17 protein-coding genes are annotated in these 19,004 nt (G+C 73.0%); 2 read left to right on the forward strand and 15 right to left on the reverse strand.

Annotated elements, in window-relative coordinates:
* Positions 1–178: 178 nt before the first annotated feature.
* A complete protein-coding gene (locus ACFRCG_RS36480; protein WP_380039542.1) occupies positions 179–1,396 on the reverse strand; it encodes a SchA/CurD-like domain-containing protein in 1,218 nt (405 codons plus the stop codon).
* A gap of 357 nt (positions 1,397–1,753) precedes the next feature.
* Between ACFRCG_RS36480 and ACFRCG_RS36485 the strand changes: the two genes are divergently transcribed.
* Positions 1,754–3,457 (forward strand): FAD-dependent oxidoreductase, encoded by a 1,704-nt coding sequence (locus ACFRCG_RS36485; RefSeq protein ID WP_380039545.1) that lies wholly within the window; start codon positions 1,754–1,756, stop codon positions 3,455–3,457.
* Between the two features lie 86 nt (positions 3,458–3,543).
* Here ACFRCG_RS36485 and ACFRCG_RS36490 read toward each other — a convergent pair whose 3' ends face one another.
* From ACFRCG_RS36490 to ACFRCG_RS36505, 4 genes are all read right to left on the reverse strand, one after another.
* Positions 3,544–4,242: a class F sortase gene (locus ACFRCG_RS36490; RefSeq protein WP_380039548.1), complete on the reverse strand. Its 699-nt coding sequence runs from the start codon at positions 4,240–4,242 to the stop codon at positions 3,544–3,546.
* Between the two features lie 148 nt (positions 4,243–4,390).
* The gene (locus ACFRCG_RS36495; protein ID WP_380039550.1) at positions 4,391–4,795 is read right to left on the reverse strand and encodes a hypothetical protein; all 405 of its coding nucleotides are present in this window, start codon (positions 4,793–4,795) and stop codon (positions 4,391–4,393) included.
* A gap of 263 nt (positions 4,796–5,058) precedes the next feature.
* Positions 5,059–6,093, reverse strand: a complete 1,035-nt coding sequence (locus tag ACFRCG_RS36500) for a methyltransferase (RefSeq protein ID WP_380039552.1) — start codon at positions 6,091–6,093, stop codon at positions 5,059–5,061.
* A gap of 261 nt (positions 6,094–6,354) precedes the next feature.
* On the reverse strand, positions 6,355–7,515 hold the full coding sequence (locus ACFRCG_RS36505) for a PucR family transcriptional regulator (RefSeq protein ID WP_380039554.1): 1,161 nt from the start codon (positions 7,513–7,515) through the stop codon (positions 6,355–6,357).
* 92 nt (positions 7,516–7,607) lie between these two features.
* Here ACFRCG_RS36505 and ACFRCG_RS36510 point away from each other — a divergent pair, with 92 nt between their 5' ends.
* Complete coding sequence (locus tag ACFRCG_RS36510) at positions 7,608–8,798, forward strand: M20 family metallopeptidase (RefSeq protein ID WP_380039556.1); 1,191 nt, start codon at positions 7,608–7,610, stop codon at positions 8,796–8,798.
* A 66-nt stretch (positions 8,799–8,864) separates the two neighbouring features.
* Here ACFRCG_RS36510 and aroC read toward each other — a convergent pair whose 3' ends face one another.
* From aroC to ACFRCG_RS36560, 10 genes are all read right to left on the reverse strand, one after another.
* Entirely contained in the window at positions 8,865–10,097 is a 1,233-nt protein-coding gene (gene aroC, locus ACFRCG_RS36515; RefSeq protein WP_380039558.1) for a chorismate synthase, read from the reverse strand.
* A 47-nt stretch (positions 10,098–10,144) separates the two neighbouring features.
* Positions 10,145–10,963 (reverse strand): sulfite exporter TauE/SafE family protein, encoded by an 819-nt coding sequence (locus tag ACFRCG_RS36520; protein ID WP_380039560.1) that lies wholly within the window; start codon positions 10,961–10,963, stop codon positions 10,145–10,147.
* Positions 10,960–12,003 carry a zinc-binding dehydrogenase gene (locus tag ACFRCG_RS36525; protein ID WP_380039562.1) on the reverse strand — a complete coding sequence of 348 codons (1,044 nt, stop codon included), beginning with the start codon at positions 12,001–12,003 and terminating at the stop codon, positions 10,960–10,962. Before ACFRCG_RS36525 ends, ACFRCG_RS36520 begins: the two co-directional genes overlap by 4 nt.
* On the reverse strand, positions 12,000–12,908 hold the full coding sequence (locus ACFRCG_RS36530) for an ABC transporter permease (protein ID WP_380039564.1): 909 nt from the start codon (positions 12,906–12,908) through the stop codon (positions 12,000–12,002). The genes ACFRCG_RS36525 and ACFRCG_RS36530 overlap by 4 nt, the downstream gene beginning before the upstream one ends.
* A gap of 15 nt (positions 12,909–12,923) precedes the next feature.
* Complete coding sequence (locus ACFRCG_RS36535) at positions 12,924–14,060, reverse strand: ABC transporter permease (protein WP_380039566.1); 1,137 nt, start codon at positions 14,058–14,060, stop codon at positions 12,924–12,926.
* A complete protein-coding gene (locus tag ACFRCG_RS36540; RefSeq protein ID WP_380039568.1) occupies positions 14,057–15,742 on the reverse strand; it encodes an ABC transporter ATP-binding protein in 1,686 nt (561 codons plus the stop codon). The genes ACFRCG_RS36535 and ACFRCG_RS36540 overlap by 4 nt, the downstream gene beginning before the upstream one ends.
* A gap of 7 nt (positions 15,743–15,749) precedes the next feature.
* Positions 15,750–16,832 carry a BMP family ABC transporter substrate-binding protein gene (locus ACFRCG_RS36545; RefSeq protein WP_380039570.1) on the reverse strand — a complete coding sequence of 361 codons (1,083 nt, stop codon included), beginning with the start codon at positions 16,830–16,832 and terminating at the stop codon, positions 15,750–15,752.
* 294 nt (positions 16,833–17,126) lie between these two features.
* The gene (locus tag ACFRCG_RS36550; protein WP_126638606.1) at positions 17,127–17,486 is read right to left on the reverse strand and encodes a cupin domain-containing protein; all 360 of its coding nucleotides are present in this window, start codon (positions 17,484–17,486) and stop codon (positions 17,127–17,129) included.
* Positions 17,487–17,703: 217 nt separating this feature from the next.
* On the reverse strand, positions 17,704–18,429 hold the full coding sequence (locus ACFRCG_RS36555; protein ID WP_160161488.1) for a FadR/GntR family transcriptional regulator: 726 nt from the start codon (positions 18,427–18,429) through the stop codon (positions 17,704–17,706).
* Between the two features lie 5 nt (positions 18,430–18,434).
* A complete protein-coding gene (locus ACFRCG_RS36560) occupies positions 18,435–18,920 on the reverse strand; it encodes a VOC family protein (RefSeq protein ID WP_380039572.1) in 486 nt (161 codons plus the stop codon).
* Positions 18,921–19,004: the final 84 nt, after the last annotated feature.

Consider the following 19,004-nt stretch of genomic DNA (forward strand, 5'->3'; position numbering starts at 1 on the left):
CGGACCGACGGCAACGAGGGCATGGCCGACACCCTCAAGGGCGGCATCGGCGGTGGGGGCGGGGGTGGGCCGGGCCGAAAGGGGGGGGGGGGCAGGGCCCACGGGGGGGGCGAAGGCCCCCCCCAGGGGCAGGGGGGCGCGGGGGGGGGGGGGCGCGGGGGGCCCCCGCCCCGGGGGATCAGGCGTCGCGGGCGGCGCGACGGTCGGTGACGGGGGTCGTCTCGCACGCGGCGAGCAGTCGGCGCAGTCCCTCGTCGGTGTCCAACTCGCCGTCCTCGCCGAGGTCGAGCAGTCGGCTCAGCCGGGCGGCGGATTCCCTGCGGTCGACGCCGAGCAGCAGCGCCGGGTCCTGGTCCGCCGGGCCGCGCAGGTCCAGCACGCGGATCAGGGTGTCGCCGCGCAGGAAGACCTGGCTGTGCGCGATCGGCCCGCCGGCGACGGCGATCGCCTGCTCGTCGTGCCGGCGCAGCAGCGTCGCGGCGGATTCGGCGCAGCCGTGCCGGACCGGGTACAGGAACGCGCGGCGGGTGGTCTCGGTCTTGTCCGACTTCTTGCCCGACGCCTTGTCCGACTTCTTGGCCGGCGCGCTCAGGTGGTAGACCTCGGCCAGCGAGGAGCGCATGAAGAACGCGCGGGCGGCCTCGGAGTCGTTCAGGTCGCGCGCCTCCTCCAGGTGCGGGTTCAGCGCCTCCTCGGCGGCGCGCACCTGGGGCTGCTCGGCCACATGGCGCAGCGCGGCGCGCAGGTCGCCCTCGACCTCGATGGCCCGTACGACGCGGTTGCCGAGCATGAACACCGAGGTGCGGCGCAGCGAGGTGGTCGGGTTGACCCGGGCCTCGGGCGACTCGTAGCCGGCGAGGATGCGGGCCACCTCGGCCTCGCTGCCCGGCTTGACGGTGAAGGTGAGCGCGCAGCGCACCACGCCGGGGGCGGCCGGCGCGGCGGCGCGGGCCTTGTCGGCCGCCGCCTTCGCCTTGGGCGTGGCGCCGGCCTTCGCCTTGCCCTTCGGCGTGCGGGCGCCGGTGGTGATCACCGGGCCGTCGGGCGCCCGCAGGTCGGTCTCGCGGGCCACCGAGAAGCGCAGCGAGCGGGTGCCGCGCACGCAGCCGTGCAGCGGCTGGACCATCACCTGGTGCTCGGGGCTGTCCACCCACGCCAGGTATTGGGAGGCGCCCTCCCACTCGCTGGTGATCAGCCACTGGCTGGGGTCCTCGATGGACTGGCACAGCTGGTCGCGCAGGTGGCCCGGGACGGCGGCCACCTGGTGACGGATGCCTTCGTAGGCCTCGAGGAAACGTTGCTCCGACCCTTCGTGCAGCTCCAGCATGAGCAGCACCCGGAGCTTGGACGTGGTGTCGGCGGTGGGATTCGCCGTGGAGTGGACGAGGGTGTCCATGTCAGTCCTTTGGTCATGGGATTCGGCCGAACGTCGTGCCCGCCCGCCGAGGGCGCTCCCGGGGGACCGGGTCGCACCGACGCCGCCCGGGGAACGGGGAGGTCGAGCGGGTCGCGGTCGGTCGCGCCGCTCGCGCGATCACACCGGATCACCGCCCGATCCGTCCGTGTGGACCCGGCTTCGACTTCGAGCGTGGCGGCCGATCATCACCCTGTGCATCTTTTGATGGCATATGAGTGACATTGGGCGACGACGACCGGCCGGCGGCGATGAGCGGGAACAGGAGGACCCCCGGCGGACCCTCTCCCGCCCGCGACGGCGGCCGGGTCCGCAGTCCTCGCCAACGCAGGAGTAGTGATGAACCCCGAGATCCAACACCGGGTGCCGGTCCTGGTCGTGGGCGGCTCGCTGGTCGGGCTGTCCACGTCCGTCTTCCTGGGCCGACTCGGCGTCCCGCACATGCTGGTGGAGCGGCACTCCGACACCTCGCGGCATCCGCGCGGGCGCGGCAACAACGTGCGCACGATGGAGGTGTTCCGCACCGCCGGGGTCGAGGATCGAATCCGCGCCGCGTCCGCCGTACTTGCCGACAACCACGGCATCCTCCAGGCGGACACCGTCGCCGGCGACATCCAGGAGTGGCTGTTCAAGGAGATCGATCCGGGCGGCGGACTGGCCAGGTTCAGCCCGTCGTCGTGGTGTCTGTGCAGCCAGAACGACCTGGAGCCGGTGCTCGCCGACTACGCCCGCGAACTCGGCGGCGACGTGCGCTTCGGTACCCAACTCCGGTCCTGCGTACCGGACGAGGACGGGGTGACCGCGGTCGTGGAGACCCGCGAGACGGGGCAACGGCTCACCGTGCGCGCCGACTACGTGGTCGCGGCGGATGGGCCGCGCAGTCCGGTGCGCGACGCGCTGGGCATCGACGTGAGCGGTCCGGGCGACCTGTTCCACAACGTGAGCGTCACCTTCACCTCGCGCGACCTGGCCGCGCACGTCGGCGAACGCCGGTTCATCGTCTGCTATCTGACGAACCCTCGGGGCGAGGGCGCGCTGCTGCCGGTGGACAACCGGGAGCACTGGGTCTTCCACCTGCCGTGGCACCCGGAGGAGGACGAGCCGATCGAGGCGTTCTCCGACGAGCGCTGCGTGGCGCACATCCGCGCCGCCGCCGGCGTGCCGGACCTGGATGTGACGATCACCGGCAAGGCGCCGTGGCACGCCGCCGAGCGGGTGGCCGAACGTTACCGCTCCGGGCGGGTGTTCCTGGCCGGCGACTCGGCCCACGAGATGTCGCCCACCGGCGCGTTCGGGTCCAACACCGGAATCCAGGACGCGCACAACCTGGCCTGGAAACTGGCCGCGGTGCTGAACGGGCACGCGGGCGCCGACCTGTTGGACACCTACGAGGCGGAGCGCCGGCCGGTGGCGGTGGCCACGGCCGCGCGGGCGTCCACGCGTTCGGCCGAACACAGCCACCCCGGGTATGCCGCGCCCACGGTCGGCGGCGGCAGGCAGCCGGGAGTGCTCGGCGTGGTGCTCGGCTACCGCTACGCGTCCACCGCCGTGCTCGGGGCGGACCCCGAACTGCCGGTGCTGCCCGAGCGGTTCCGGCCGCCGAGCGGCGAACCGGGCACCCGCGCACCGCACCTGTGGCTGCGCCGCAACGACGCGCGAGTGTCCACCCTGGACCTGTACGAGACCTCGCCGGTGTTGCTGGTCGGAGCGGGTCCGGCCGGGGCCGCGTGGCAGCGGTCGGCGCAGCGCGCGAGCCGGCGCCTGGGCGTGCCGGTGGCGGTGTACCGGGTGGGTACCGAGGCGGAGGCCGCGGTGGTGGACCTGGTCACCGCGTCGGACGTGGACTGGGCCGAGGTGCACGGGGTCACCGACGAGGGCGCGGTGTTGGTGCGCCCCGACGGGTTCGTCGCGTGGCGGGTCCCGGTCGCCGAGCCGGATCCGGAGGGCACCCTGGTGGGGGTGTTGGGCGCGGTGGCGTGCCGGACCGAGCGGGGCGGGCGGGGCGGTGAGACCGCGAAGGTCGGCGGGGACGCGCAGGTGTAGCGCAACGCGCGGCGGCCGGCTCCGGAAGGGAATCCGGGGCCGGCCGCGGTGTGTGGGGGGTGGGTGTGCGGCGTGTGCGGGGGTGGCTACTCCGGGGGCAGCAGGTGGGCGAAGACGACCACGTTGTCCTTGTAGTCCTTGGCCTTGCGGTCGTATGTGCCGCCGCAGGTGATCAGCCGCAGCTGGGCGTCCCGGGTCTTTCCGTACACCCGCTCGTCGGGGAAGTCGTCCTTCGCGAACGCCTCGACCGAGTCGACCGCGAACCTGGCCACGCTGCCGTCGGCGCGCGAGATCTCGACGGTGTCGCCGGACTTGAGGCTGCCGAGCCCCCAGAAGACGGCGGGGCCCATCATCGTGTCGACGTGGCCGAGCACGAGCGCGTTGCCCCGGGAGCCGGGAGTGACGCCGTCCTCGTACCAGCCGGCCAGATTGCGGTTGCCCGCGGGCGGGACGTCCAGCACCCCGGAGGAGTTCAGGCCGAGGCCGATGAACGGGGCGTCCACCTTGATCCGGGGGATCTTGATCCGCACCGGCGCGGAACGTTTCATCCCCGGCACGCCCTCGGGGGTCGGGCTCGGCGAGGGCGCGGCGCTCGCCGCGGCGCTCGGTTGCGCGGCGGCGGGCACGGGTTGGGGCGGCGGACCCGAGTCGCTGCTCAGGTCGTGCTTGATCATCAGGGCGCCCAGGAGGATCGCCACCGCGGCGATCAGCATCAGTCGAGCGGCGCTGGTGCGGCGCGGCGCGGCGGGCTCGGACGTCTCGGGGGGCGAAGCGGGGTCGTGCAAGACGATGCCTCTTTCCTGGCCGGAGGAGTACCGGCGCCGGCTTCGGGGGGAAACCGGCGGTGCGGGCCGGGGCGGGGACGACGTCACCGTGGCCACCGCCCCGAAGAGGGCGGTGGCCACGGCGGGTGTTGCCTTGGGGCGGGACGGGTCAGGCCCGCGCCGCCGAGACGGCGGGACGACGACGCAGCGCGTAGACGCCGACGCCGACACCACCCGCGATCAGGGCCGCACCGGTGCCGAGCGCGGCACCGTCGTCGAGGAAGGAGCCGCCGATGCCGGTGTGCACACCACCGTGCGGGCTCTTGTGCTCCTTCCAGGACTTCTCGTGCGAGCCGCTTTCGCCGCCCTTGTCCTCGCTGGACTCGCCGCCCTTGTCGGGCGTCCACTTTCCTTCACCGGACCAGGACTTCTCCTGTCCGCCGTTTCCGGAGGCCGAGGGGGCGTTGTCCGGCTTCACCGGCGCCGGGGCATCGGCGTAGGCGGCCGGAACCGCCAGGGTCAGGGCGGCGAAGCCGAGGGCGGAACCGGCGACGAGAGCGCGTGCACGACGCATCGTGATATTCCTTCCGGCGCTCGCGAACTGCCGACGGGCATCGGCAACGGGGATCGGCGAGGCGCCTTCATCACCATCGAACGGCGTCGGCGACCCCGCGACCCGCGTGACTGCATTCGGGGCCCCGCTCTGGGCCTCCCGGGCGGATATCCCGACCGGCTTCACCCCCGGGGAGCAGTCGCATGTTTAGCTCACGGTGATCACGCATGACTTTCCGTAGCCGAAGGTGGCGGGACCGGTCGTGCGGCTCGGGTACGGCCCGATCAGCCCGGGACCGTGCACTCGAACATGTGCAGCGAGGGGTTCACCGCGCGCACGTCCCGGCCGCGCAGGCCCGCCTGCTCGATCAGGGTCAGCAGGCTGTCCTTGGTGTGCTTGCGGCCGCCGACGTTGAGCAGCAACAGGAGGTCCATCGCCGCGGTGAAGCGCATCGAGGCGGTCTCGTCGACCAGGTTCTCGATCACCGCGACGCGGGCGCCGGGGGCGGCCGCGTCGACGATGTTGCGCAGCGTGCGGAGCGTGCTGTCGTCGTCCCATTCGAGGATGTTCTTCACGATGTACAGGTCCGCCCGCACGCCGATGTCGACCCGGCAGTCCCCGCCCACCAAGGTCGCCCGGCCGGCGAGTTCGCCGCCGTCGCGCAGTCGGCGATCCGCCGAGGCGACCACACCGGGCAGGTCGAGCAGGGTGCCGCGCAGGGTCGGATTGCGCTCCAGGAGGGTGGCCAGGACCAGGCCCTGGCCGCCGCCGATGTCGGCGACGGAGTCCACGCCGGTCAGGTCGAGCGCCTCGGTGACGTCCTGGGCGGAGGTCCGGCTGGACTGGGTCATCGCCCGGTCGAGCGCGGCGGCCGACTCGGGGGCGTCCTCGTGCAGGTAGTCGAAGAACTGCTTGCCGTGCAGCTCGGGGAAGACGCTGCCGCCGGAGCGCACCGCGCGGTCCAGGTGCGGCCAGGCCTCCCAGGTCCACGGCTCGGTGGTCCACAGCGCCACGTCCCGCATGCTGCGGGGCGCGTCCGCGCGCAGCAGGCGGGAGGCCTCGGTGTGCGTGTAGCGGCCGTCGGGCTCCTCGGCGAAGACGCCCTGGCAGGCGAGCGCGCGCAGCAGGCGGTGCAGCGCCCCGGGGTGCGCGGACACCTCGCGGGCCAATTCCTCGACGGTCGCCGGGGTGTCGCCCAGCGCGTCGGGCAGGCCCAGGCGCAGCGCGGCGCGCAGCGCGCCGGCGGACATCGCGCCGAACGCCAGCTCGCGCAGCCGGGTGGCCGCCTGCGGGGTAAGGGTCACGTCGGTTTCGGTCATGCTGATCGCCTCTCGACCGGTGGGACACCCCGAGCAACCGGCGGGCTCGACCGAATCGGCCCGCGCGTCGACGTCCCGGCGCTCCACACCGGGGCTGGAACGACTGTGACCCACATTCGGCGGCATCGCGCCGAGGCGCGGCCGATCTACCCGAACTCTCGTCCGGGAGTCATCCGGATGGCCCCACTCGGGCGCCGGAGGGCGGACGGCCCGGCGGACTTGCGGGGGCGCCCGGGGCCGCCGCACGCGCTCGCGGGGGTGTCACGGGACCTCTCGGAGGGCCAGGAGGAGTTCGCGGGCGGTCAGGGCGGCCTGGAGTTGGAGGGTGACCTCGGGGTCGAGGGGATTGGCGCCGAGGAGTTCGCGGATCTGGCCGATCCGGTAGCCGACCGAGTTGCGGTGCAGGTGCAGCAGCTCGGCGACCGCGGCGCGGCTGCCGTTGGTGGCCAGCCACGCGCTGAGGGTGGCCACCCATTCCTCACGTTCCAGGATCGGGCCCAGGTGTTGGTCCACGAACGCCTGGAGTCGGGCCGGGGGCACCCCGAACAGCAGTTGGGCCAGGCCGAGCGAGGAGAACATCAGCTGTACCTCGCCGGGGCGGCGGCGCAGCAGGCCGAGCACGGTCTCCGCGTCGTGGAAGGAGCGGGCCGTCCCGCGCGGGTCGCTGACCGTGGGGCCGGCGGCGGCCAGTACGGGGACGTCGCCGACCATGCCCTGGAGCCGGATGCGGATGCGGCTGATCTCGCGTTCGACGTTGCCCGAGAGCACCGCGAGGCCCAGTTCGCCCTCTTGGCGCACCGGCATCTCCAGCCAGGACAGCGCGGTGGTCCAGGTGCGCTGGTTGGGTCCGGAGTAGGCGAACACCACGGCGGAGTGCGGGCGATCGAGGTGCAGGCCGAACCGGGCGGCGGTGCGCGTGACATCGCCCAGGTTGCGCAACGCGCCGTAGCGCAGTTCGTCGATCAGGCGGCCCGCGGTCTCGGCGGTCGCGGTGGCCACCGCGTCCCGCCGGATCGCCTCGATCGCCACCGCCGTGACCGCGGCGCGCAGCAGCGGCTCGTCGTCGCGGGCGCCGTCCGGCTCGCCCAACAGCAGTAGTCCGACCCGGCGTTGGGCCACCCGTACGGGCAGCGCCGAGGCCCGCCAGCCCTCGTCGCAGGTGACCTCGACCACGCGGTCCTCGACGAATACGTGGGCCACCGCGACCGGGGTCATCGACTCGGTGCCGTCGTCGGTCGCGGCGAGCACACCACCGTGCACGCCCACCAGTCGGGCGGTGCGGCCGGTACGCCCGGCCAGGGCTCGCAGGATCGCGAGCCAGCCGTCGCCGGAGAGGGCGAGGACGTTCAGCTCACGCTCGAACGCCTCGGCCCGGTCCGGCACGGAGGTCCGGTTTTCCGTGACTTCTGCCTTGTCGATCATGGATTTCCGCACCTTAGCCGGTCGTTGTTACGCGGAACAGATACTTCGTTCGGTCACTTCCCGTTACGTCCGTCGTGGGGCAGGATGCGCCCATGCGAGCCTTCGACCTCGCGGCACCCGCAAAGGCCGCCGCCCAGGCGGCGGTGGACGCCGCCGCACCAGAGCTGGTTGCACTCAGTCACCGTCTGCACGCCCATCCCGAACTCGGCTTCGCCGAGGAACGCGCCTGCGGATGGTTGGGCGAGCAGCTGACCGAACACGGCTTCACCGTCACCCCGGGCGTGGGCGAGTTGCCGACCGCGTTCGTCGCCGAGCGCGGCGACGGGCCGCTGGTGCTCGGGATCTGCGCGGAGTACGACGCGCTGCCGGGGATCGGGCACGCGTGCGGGCACAACGTGATCGCGTCCGCCGCGGTCACCGCCGCGCTCGCGCTGGGCGCGGTCGCCGACGACCTGGGCGTGACCGTACGCGTGTTCGGCACCCCCGCCGAGGAGAACGGCGGGGGCAAGGTGCTGATGCTGGAGCGCGGCGCGTTCGCCGGGGTGCACGCGGCGATGATGGTGCACCCCTCGCCCCGGGAGCGGCTCGACCCGACCTGCCTGGCCCGCGCGCAACTGCACGTCGAGTACGACGGCCGGGCCGCGCACGCGTCGGCCTGCCCGGAGGACGGGATCAACGCGGCCGACGCGCTGACGCTCGCGCAGGTGGCGATCGGGCTGCTGCGCCAGCACATGACGCCGGATCAGCGGGTGCACGGGATCACCACCACCGGCGGGCAGGTGCCGAACGTGATCCCCGAGCACACCGAGGCCGACTACTACGTACGCGCCGCCACGTTGGCCGGGTTGACCGACCTGGAGGCGCGGGTGCGCGAGTGTTTCCAGGCGGGCGCGGTGGCCACCCGGTCGCGGTTGACGTTGTCCTCGACCTCGCCCGCGTACTCGGAATTCCGGCACGACCCGGGCCTGTTGGCCGCGTACGAGCGCAACGCGCTGGTGGTGGGACGGGAGTTCCCGCCGGTGACCGCCGAGGACGATCGGCAGGCCGGGTCCACCGACATGGCCAACGTGTCGCTGGCGATCCCGTCCATTCAGCCGCTGATCTCCATCGACTCCGGCGATGTGGGACTGCACCAGGCCGAGTTCGCCGCGTACGCGGCGCGTCCGGCCGCGGATCGGGCGCTGTTGGACGGCGGTCTGGCGATGGCGTGGACGTGCGTGGACGCCGCGCTGGACGAGGGCCTGCGCGCGCGGCTGCTCGCGGGGGCGCCGGCCGGGGGCTGAGCCGCCGACGGGCTCCGGGGTGATCACCCCGGAGCCCGTCCGCCGGGTTCGGCCCGGCGTGCGTGCTCACGCGTCGGCGACGGTCACCGGCAGGGCCGCGAGGTAGGCGTCGGCGTTGCGCCGGGTCTCGGGCACGCTGTCACCGCCGAACTTCTCCAGGACCGCGTCCGCGAGGACGAGGGCCACCATCGCCTCGGCGACCACGCCGGTCGCGGGCACCGAACACACGTCGCTGCGCTGGGCGATCGCCTTGGCCGGATCGCCGGTGCGCACATCGAACGTGGCCAGGGCCCGGGACAGGGTGGAGATCGGCTTCATCGCGGCACGCACGCGAAGCGGTTCGCCGGAGGTCATGCCGCCCTCGATGCCGCCGGCGCGGCCGGTCTCGCGGCGCACCCGGGTGGGGCCGGGGCCTCCCGGGGCGACCGGGGTGATCTCGTCGTGCGCGACCGAGCCGCGGCGGGTCGCGGTGGTGAAGCCGTCGCCGACCTCGACTCCCTTGATCGCCTGGATGCCCATCAGCGCGGCGGCCAGGCGCGCGTCCAGGCGGCGGTCCCAGTGCACGTAGCTGCCCAGGCCCGGCGGCAGGCCGTACACCACCACCTCGACCACGCCGCCGAGGGTGTCGGCGTCCTTCTGCGCGGCCTCGATCTCGGCGTTCATCGCGGCGGCGGTCTCCGGGTCGACGCAGCGCACCGGGTCGGCGTCGATGGTGTCCAGGCTGCCGCGTTCGGGCACCAGCGCGGTGGGCAGGGCGACGGCGCCGATGCGGACCACGTGGCTGAGGATCTCCACGTCGAGGGTCTGGGCCAAGAACGCGCGGGCGACCTCGCCGAGCGCCACGCGGGCCGCGGTCTCCCGGGCGCTGGCCCGCTCCAGGACCGGGCGGATGTCGTCGAATCCGTACTTCTGCATCCCGGCCAGGTCGGCGTGTCCGGGGCGGGGGCGGGTCAGCGCCGCGGCCCGGCCGCGATCGGCGAGCCGGCCCGGTTCGTCGTAACGGCGCCCGTCGGCGTCGGCCGGGTCCGGCGCCATCACCTCGGCCCACTTGGCCCATTCGGTGTTGGCCACGCGCAATGCCACGGGCCCGCCCAGGGTGATCCCGTGCCGTACGCCGCCGGTGAACTCCACCTCGTCCCGCTCGAATCGCATCCGGGCCCCGCGCCCGTTGCCCAGCCGCCGCCGAGCCAACGCGTGCGCCAACTCGCCGGAGGACACCTCGACTCCGGCCGGCAGCCCCTCCAGTACGGCGGTGAGCGCGGGACCGTGCGACTCCCCGGCGGTGAGCCAACGCAACATGGGATTCCTTCTTTCACGAGTGCGACGGTCGAACGGGACCGGCGGGGTCAGGTGACCAACAGGACGACCCCCACCACCGTGCCGACGACGATGACGAGGGTGCGCAGGATCGGGGCGGGGACCCGACGGCCGACGTGGGCGCCGACCCGACCGCCCACCACCGAGCCGAGGGCGAGCAACAAAACGGGAGGCCAGGCGACTTCGGCGGTGAGCGCGAACAGCACGGCCGCCACGAGGTTGACCAGCGCCTGGAGGAGGTTCTTCAGGCCGTTGAGCCGGTTCAGGTCTTCGTCCAGCACGATCGCGAGCAGCGCGAGCAGCAACACGCCCTGCGCGGCGCCGAAATAGCCGCCGTACACGCTCACCGCGAACACCGCGGCCGGCAGCGCGACGCCGACGCCGGAGCCGGCCGTGCGGGACGCGGGAGGCGACGCGGTCGAGGATCCGGGCACGGCCGACGGGACCACCGTGTTCGCCGTGCGGCGTGCGCGCAGGCGGGCGGACAACCACGGCTGTACGCCCATCAGCGCCGCGGCGAGCAGGACCAGTACGGGCACCACCGCTCTGAAGGCGCCCGGCGGCAGGCCGAGCAGGAGCAGACCGCCGGTCGCGCCGCCCAGCACGGCGGCGGCGGACAGCGGGAGCAACCGGGGTGCCTGGGCGGCCAGTTCGCGCCGGTAGCCGAGGGTCCCGGCGATCGACCCCGGGGTGAGGCCGATCGTGTTGGAGACGTTGGCGACCACGGGCGGGTGTCCGAGGGCGAGCAGGACCGGGAAGGTGAGCAGCGAGCCGGAGCCGACGACGGTGTTGACCGTGCCCGCGCCGAGGCCCGCCGTCAGCACGAGCAGGGCCTCGGCGGGGGTCACCGGGCGCCGCCCGGGAGCAGGGTGACCTTGCCGAACGCGGCGCCGCTCTCCAGGCGCCGGTGGGCCGCGGCCGCGTCGGCGAGGGGGAACGCGCCGTCCTGTACCGGGGTCAGCTCCCGATCCAGGCAGAACTCGACCATGGCCGCGAAGTCCGCGTCGCCGATCGAGCCCGCGCCGAGCAGGGTCAGCCCGCTGTGGAACGCGTGCGGGAGGTCGAAGCCCGCCTCGGTGCCGGTGGTGTCCCCGCAGAAGACCAGTCGACCGCGCGGGCGCAGCGCGTGCAGCGACGCCTGGAACAGCGCCGGGCCGACGTGGTCGAGCACCAGGTCGACGCCAGCCCCGCCGGTCGCCGCGCGGGCCCGGGCGACCAGGTCCGAGGTGCGGTGGTCGATCAGCACGTCGGCGCCGAGGTCGGCCATCCGGTCCAGCTTGGCCCGCGAACCGGAGGTGACCACGACACGCGCCCCGAGTGCGCGGGCCAGCTGTACCGCGGCGATGCTCACCCCGCTGCCCGCGCCGTGCACCATCAGCGTCTCCCCCGCGCGCAGCCCGCCGCGCACGACCAGGCCCTGCCAGGCCATGCCGTACGCGGTGGGCAACCCGGCGGCCGCCACGTGCGGCACGTGTGCCGGGATCACGTGGGTGCGCCCGGCGGGGACCACGATCGATTCGGCGTAGCCGCCGGGCCGATTCCCGCCGACCACGCGCAGCGCCCCGCACCACGCCTCGTCGCCGCGCCCACAGGCGGCGCAACTTCCGCAGTGCACGGCCGGGTTGACCAGTACCCGGTCACCGACCCGGCGCTCGCGCACGCCGCCGCCGACGGCCAGGACGTCTCCCGCGACGTCCATGCCGGGCACGTGCGGCAGCGTGAAGCCCGGCAGCAGTCCCGGGCCGCGCCGTTGCAGCAGGTCGAGGCGGTTGACCGCGGCGGCGCGCACCGCGACCAGCACCTCGCCCGGGCCCGGTTCGGGGTCGGGCAGGACCACCTGCTCCAGGATCTCCGGGCCGCCGTGGCCGCGGTGCCGCACCGCCCTCATACGATGCCCCGCACGAACGGCGCGCCCAGCGCGGCCGGTTGACGATGCGTCTTGGCCAGGAACATCATCGCGAGCAGCGCCAGCAGATACGGCGCGGCGATCAGCAATTGCGAGTTGAGATGCACGCCGAGCGCGGGCAGCGCGAGCCGCATCGCGTCGGCGGCGCCGAAGACCAGGCAGCCGGCCATGGTGCCGCGCAGCGTCCAGCCGCCGAAGATCACCGCGGCGATCACCACGAAGCCGCGACCGGCGGTCATGTTCTGGTTGAACGCGCCCACTTCGCCCACCGCGAGGTAGGCGCCGCCGAGTCCCGCCAGCACGCCGCACAGCAGCACGCTCTGCCGGCGCCTGCGGCGCACGTCGATCCCGGTGACGTCGGCCGACTGGGGGTTCTCCCCGGCGGCGCGCAACTCCAGGCCGAAGCGGCTGCGCTGCACCAGCCACCACACCAGCGGGATCAGCCCGACGAGCAGATACGCGGGCCAGCGGTGGGCGAACAACACCGGTCCCAGCAGCGGCAGATCGGACAGGACGGGGATGTTCAGCGCATCCACCTGATGCCCGGTCAGGTCGATCGAGTCGAGCAGGAAGCTGGTCAGGCCGAGCACGAGCGCGTTCAGGGCGAGCCCGACCACGTAGGTGTTGACCGACAGGCGGTGGCTGAACTCGGCGTGCACGAAGCCGATGACCAGGCCGGCCAGCATGCCGAAGACCAGGCCGAAGGACGCGGAACCGGTCATCGAGGCGCCCCACACGGCGTTGAACGCGCCGCCGAGCATCATCGCCTCGACCGAGATGTTGATGGTGCCGGCGCGCTCCGCGATGTATTCGCCGCAGGCGGCGAACGCCAGCGGCACGGTGAGCCGGACCGAACTGGCCAGGACCATGGCGAGGTCGTCGATCATGGCATCCTCCCGGTCTCAGGCCGCGCCGGCGGTACGACGGCGTCGCACCTCGGCGTAGGCGGCGGGGAACACCGTGGCCAGCACCATCAGCGCGGTGACCACGGCGACGATGTAGCGCGGAACCCCGGTGGCGGACAGGAATCCGCCGCCCGCGCGCAGCGCGCCGAAGAACAGCGCGACCGGCACGGCGAGCAGCGGCTTGTCCCGGGCGACGAGCGCGACGAGCAGTCCGTCGAAGCCGACGTTGTCGGCGAAGCCGTCCTGCATGCGGTGGCCGTTGCCGGTGAGCATCACGCCGCCGGCCAGGCCGGCGAAGGCGCCGGAGGCGAGCAGCGCACCGCCACCCACCAACACCGCGCCCACGCCCGCCCGATGCGCGGCCTTGGGGTTGAGCCCGAGCATGCGCAGCCGGAAGCCGAGGCGGGTGCGGACCAGGACCAGGGAGGTGCCCACGGCCAACACCAGCGCGACGAAGATGCCCGCGCCGATGTTGAAGTCGGGGTATTCGCCGATCCGGGGCAGCCAGACCGACTCGGCCAGCATGTCGGTCTGCGAGGTGGTGACCTGACCGGCCACCGCCTTCTCGCGCAGCAGCGAAGGGGAGTTGACCGCGTACGAGACGGCCTGGTTCGCGACGAAGATCAGCAGCAGCGTGCTGATCACCACCGCGACGCCGCGCCAGTAGAACAGCAGCGCGGCGATACCGGCCCACAACGCGCCGCCGACGGCCGCGCCGAGCAGGGCCAGGATCAGCACCAGCGGTCCCGGGCCCGGGGTGAACAGCGCGATCGCCGCGCCGACCGCCGCGCCGACCAGGAGTTGGCCCTCCTGGCCGATGTTGAAGATGCCCGCACGGGCGGCGATCACCGAGCCGACGGCGACCAGGAGCAGCGGCGCGGCCTGGTCGATGCTCTGCCCGATGGCCGCGCCGTCGGCCAGGCTTCCGTCGTACATCGCGTTCGCCGCGTCCCACGGGGACTGGCCGACCAGGGCGATCAGCAGGCCGGCCAGGGCCAGTGCGGTGGACAGCGAGAGCAGGTAGAGCAGCGGAGTGCCCAGGTCGGCGAGTCGGGGTCGGCGGCGCGCGTCGGGCTCGGGCGCCGCGACGGCGGGCGGGGGTTCGGAGATCAGCGTCCCGGTGGTCGACGTCATGCCGCCTGGCCTCCCATCATCAGGCCCAGTCGCTCGGTGTCGACGTCGGCGCGGTCCATCTCGCCGACGACGGCGCCCCGGTGGATCACCGCGACGCGGTGCGAGAGGGTGAGGATCTCGCCCAGTTCGGTGGACAGGAGCAGGACCGCGATGCCCTCCCGGGCGGCGGCGTGCAGCCGCTCGGTCATGTACTCGATGGCACCGATGTCCAGGCCCCGGGTGGGCTGGGCGGCGACCAACACCCGCGGTTTGCCCGCGAGCTCGCGGGCGAGTACCACCTTTTGCTGGTTGCCGCCCGACAGTTGCCGCATCGGGGTGTCCGGCGAGGGGGTGGCGATCTCGAACTCCTCGATCAACCGCCGGGCCCGCTCGGCCATCCGGCGCCGACTGAGCAGTCCCCGGCGGGTCACCGAGGACAGATCGGCCATCATCAGGTTCTCCGCGACCGACATGTCGAGCACGCATCCCGACACGTGTCGGTCCTCGGGCACCACGCCGACCCCGGCGGCGTGCATCGCGCCGGGCCGGCCGGCGGCGACGGCGCCGCCGCACACCTCCACCCGGCCGGCGTCCAGCGGCAACAGGCTGGAGAGCAGATCACCCAGTGCCGCCTGGCCGTTGCCCTCGACACCCGCGATGCCCAGGATCTCACCCGCACGCACCTCCAGGCTCAGCCCGCGCAGGAGCGGGCGCCGGTCGGCGGCCCGGGCGTACGCGTCGGTGATCCGCAGGCGGACCTCGCCGGCCGCCGGGCGCGGCTCGGGGGCGGGGGCCGCCGCGGGTTCCCGTACGTCCAGCACGGCGGTGCCGCCGCTCGGTTCGCCGGTGCCGGGTTCGATCAGCGCGTCGAGCGCGCCGACCGCGGACGCGGCGGTCCACTTGGACAGTTCGCGCCCGACCATCTCCCGGGCCAGCGCCCGGACATCGGTGTCGGCGGTGGCCCGCCTGGCCACCACGCGCCCCTGGCGCATGATGGTGACCCGATCGGTGGCGTGCACGATCTCGTCCAGCTTGTGGCTGATCAGGATCACCGCCTTGCCCTCGTCGGCGACCACCCGGCGCAGCACGGTGAACAGTTCGCGCGATTCCTCCAGGGTCAGTACCGAGGTCGGCTCGTCGAGGATCAGCACCCCGGGGTCGCGGCGCAGACACTTGACGATCTCGACCCGCTGCCGCTCGCCGGTGGACAGGTCCTCGACGCACGCGTCGGGGTCCACCCGCAGGCCGTAGCGGTCGCCGACCTCGCGCACCAGCGTCCGCGCCCGGTCCCGGTCGACCCGGCCGCGGTCGCCGAGCACCACGTTCTCCCACACGCTGAGCCGGTCGACCAGGCTGAAGTGCTGGTGCACCATCGAGATGCCGTGCGCCGCCGCCGCCGAAGGGTCGGCGATGGTGGTCTCGGTGCCGCGCAGCACGATCCGTCCGGTGTCGGGGACGACCAGGCCGAGCAGGATCTTCATCAGCGTGCTCTTGCCCGCGCCGTTCTCCCCGAGCAGGCCGTGGATCTCCCCGGCCCGAACCCGCAGCGAGACGTCGGCGCAGGCGCGCACGGCACCGAACCGCTTGCCGATGCCAAGCAGTTGCACGACGGGGACGGTGAGCACCGAGGCGGCGCCGTGGTGTTCGGCGGGCCCGTCGAGGCAGGGGCCCGCGGGCTCGGGTGTCGGTCGGGAGGCGGTCACGGCGGTGTCACTTGCCTGCGGCGACGGCCTCATCGACCTTCACCTTCCCGCTGCCGATGTCCTGGATCAGCGTCTGGAGCTGCTGCGCCTGGTCGCCGGTGGGCTTGCAGAGCTTGACGGTGGGGACCGGGTCCTTGCCCAGGTGCCACTCGCGGGCGACGCCCATCCGCAGCGTGCCCTTCTTGAAGTCCTCCAGCGCGCCGGCGAAGTAGGCGCCGGGGCTGAAGATCACCGAGATCGCGTATTGCGCGCCGGGCGTGCCGCAGCGGTCGGTGCCGGGGGTGAGCGCCGGGACGCCCTTCTCGTTGGCGAGTTGGGTGACCACGTCGGTGGCGCCGCCGAGGTAGGGGTAGATCACCTTGACGCCCTGGCTGATCTGCGCCTGGGCGGCTTCCTTGGCCTTGCCGGAGTCGTTGAAGTCGCCGGTGTAGGTCTGCACCATCTCGGCGTCGGGCACGACCTTTTTGATGCCGGCCTCGAACGCCTTGGCCACGTCGCGGGCGAACTGGAGGTCGGGGCCGGTGATGTAGCCGGCCTTCTTGCCGCCGTTCTCCTTGAGGACCAGTCCGGCGGCGTAACCGGCCACGTACAGCGACTCGTTGATGTAGTCGAGCGACTGGGTGAACTCGGCGGTCTGGGTGACGCCCTGCCCGCCGCTGATGTACCAGGTGGTGCCCTTGCACTGGGGTTCCTTGGCGGCGCTGAGCGCGTCCTTGAGTTCGCTGGCGCCGATGGCGATCATGTCGACCTTCTGCCGACACAGGTTGCGCGCCTGCTGCACGGCGTTGGCCGGGTTGATCTTGTCGACCACCACCAGCTTCCAACCGTTCGCCGCGGCATAGGTGTTCGCCTCGTCGACGAAGCTCTGGTAGTAGCCCTTGTCCTTGGTGTCGCCGGGGCTCATCACCCCGATGACGACCTTCTTGTCCTTGTTGACGTCGGGTTCGTTGGCGGGCAGGGTGCCGGCGCCGGGGGCACCGGCCGAGGCGGGCGCCCCGGCGGGGGTGGTGGAGGACGAGGAGGAACCGCCGCCACAGGCGGTGAGGAGCAGTCCCGGTATGATGACCGAGGCCGTGATGACTCGAACCATGTTCTTCATCGGAAGGTCTCCAGACGAATCAGGGCGCGTTGGTTCGACAGGACCGACGGGTACGCGGCGATCCGGGCGGGCACGGTGGGCGTGCCGTTGCCGGGTGTGCGGCCGCGGGCCGGGGTGGGATGTCGGTCCGGCGGAGGAACCCGTTCCGGTTGCGCGGGGAAATCCGGCCCGGAAGCGGGTGGGGGTCGGTGCGCGGTGCCTTGCGGCGAGCGCAACCGTCCGACAGTGGTGGGGTGTTGCGGTGGTACGGGGACGTCGTGCGGGTGAGTCCGGGCGGGTGGGCCGTCAGCGGTACTCGTCGCGCGGCGGGGTGAAGATGTCCAGGATCCAGGTCTCGCCGTGCTCGGGGTCGCCGATGAACAGGCTGTCCCCGTGGTCGCAGCCCTTGGGCGCCCAGTAGACGTCGCCGGGGCCGAGCACCCGCCGCTCGTCCGAGTCGATCCGGAAGTCGAGCCTGCCCTTGAGCACCATGCCGTACTGCTCGTGGTCGGGATGGTCGTCGTAGGGGGTGGGGCCGCATCCCTCGCGGATCCGCCACAGGGTCAGCATCAATTCGTCGCCGGTGTAGACCCGGCGCCGGAATCCCGGCTTGACCTCGACGAACTCGCTGTCGTCGAAGGCCCAGACGCGTTGCGTGTCGCTCATCTCGATGCGGTCCTCTCCGGGTGGTGCGCACGGTCGCGGGGGCGGTGGCCGGCGGGGCGGCTCGGGCGGGGTTCGCGCGGGGATCCGCGCGGGTGCCGGTGCGGTACCGGGTGCCGTGCCGTTCGCCGTTGCCGTACCGGTTGCCCGTGCCGTACCGGTTGCCGTGCCGTACCCGTGCCGGCCGGGTGTGGCTCGGCGTGGGTCTGGAACGGGGGGTCTAGAACATCCGCGCGGTCATCTGCCGCTCCACCTCGCCGAGGTGTTCGGCGGCGGCGTGGGCGGCGGCGTCGGGGGCGCCGGCGGCGACCGCCTCGGCGATGCCGCGGTGCGAGCGGCAGGACTCGGCGATCACCTGACGGACCGCCTCGGCGTTGCCCTCGGCGGCCAGGAGCGAGGCGAAGTCGCCGGACGCGAATACCGCGTCGAGCACCTTCGCGTACAACTCGCGCAGCGTGGTGTTGCCACACGCGCGGGCCAGTGCCGCGTGGAAGCGGCGGTCCTGGCGGCGGAACGCCTCCAGGCTCATCGACGGGTCGAATCCGGCCGCCAGTTCGCCGATCTCGGCCCGCTGGTCCGGCTCGGCGCGCAGCGCGGCCAGTCGAGCGATGGCGACCTCGGTCACCTGGCGTACCTCGAACAGTTCGGACACGCGCAGCTTGCGGCCGTCGGCCGCGTCGAAGGAAACCCCGGGCAGCCGCTCGGCCACATAGAAGCGGTTGCCCCGCTTGACCAGGCAGCCCAGCGAGACCAGGCCCTGGATCGCCTCGCGCACCGAGGTGCGGGCCACCCCGAACTGCTCGCACAGCGTGCGTTCCGGGGGCAGTTGGGCGCCCGGTCGCAGGTCGCCCTCGCGCACGCTCGCCAGGAGCGCGTCGCGGACCTCCTCGGAGATCGTGCGGCGCGCGACCTTGGCGAACGGGATCCGCTCCCCCGGTGCCCGCAAGGGCACTACTCGCCCGCCAGGTGCGCGAACCGCTCGCGTTCGGCGTCCAGGTCCAGTGGGCGGATGATCGCCTCGTGTTCCTCGTCGCCCCAGTACTCGGGCGGGACCAGCCACATGACCTCGAATTCGAGGCCGTCGGGGTCCTTGGCGTACAGGCTCTTGTTGGCACCGTGGTCGCTCGCGCCGATCAACGCGCCCGCGGTGGCGAGGCGTTGGCGGGCCTCGTCCAGGTCGTCGAGGGTGGGGACCTCCCACGCGATGTGGTACATCCCCACGGTGCGCCGACCGGCCTGGGACTGGCCGGCCTCGGCGCCGATGGTGAAGAACGCGATGTCGTGGTGGTTCTTCGACGCGGGGGCCCGCATGAAGACGTAGCTCCCGGGCGGGCCGTCGATGACGGTGACGAAATCCAGCACCTCGTTGTAGAACCGGGCGGTCTTGTGCGCGTCGCGCACGTACAGCACCGCGTGGTTCATCCCGGTAACGGCCACGATCGGGCCTCCTCAGGGTGTGGGTCAGGCTGTTGGTCTGACAATCAGAAGGTATGAAGCTCGGTCAGGTGTGGTCATTGGTCC

This window comes from Embleya sp. NPDC056575, from assembly GCF_042793325.1.
Lineage (GTDB): Bacteria > Actinomycetota > Actinomycetes > Streptomycetales > Streptomycetaceae > Embleya.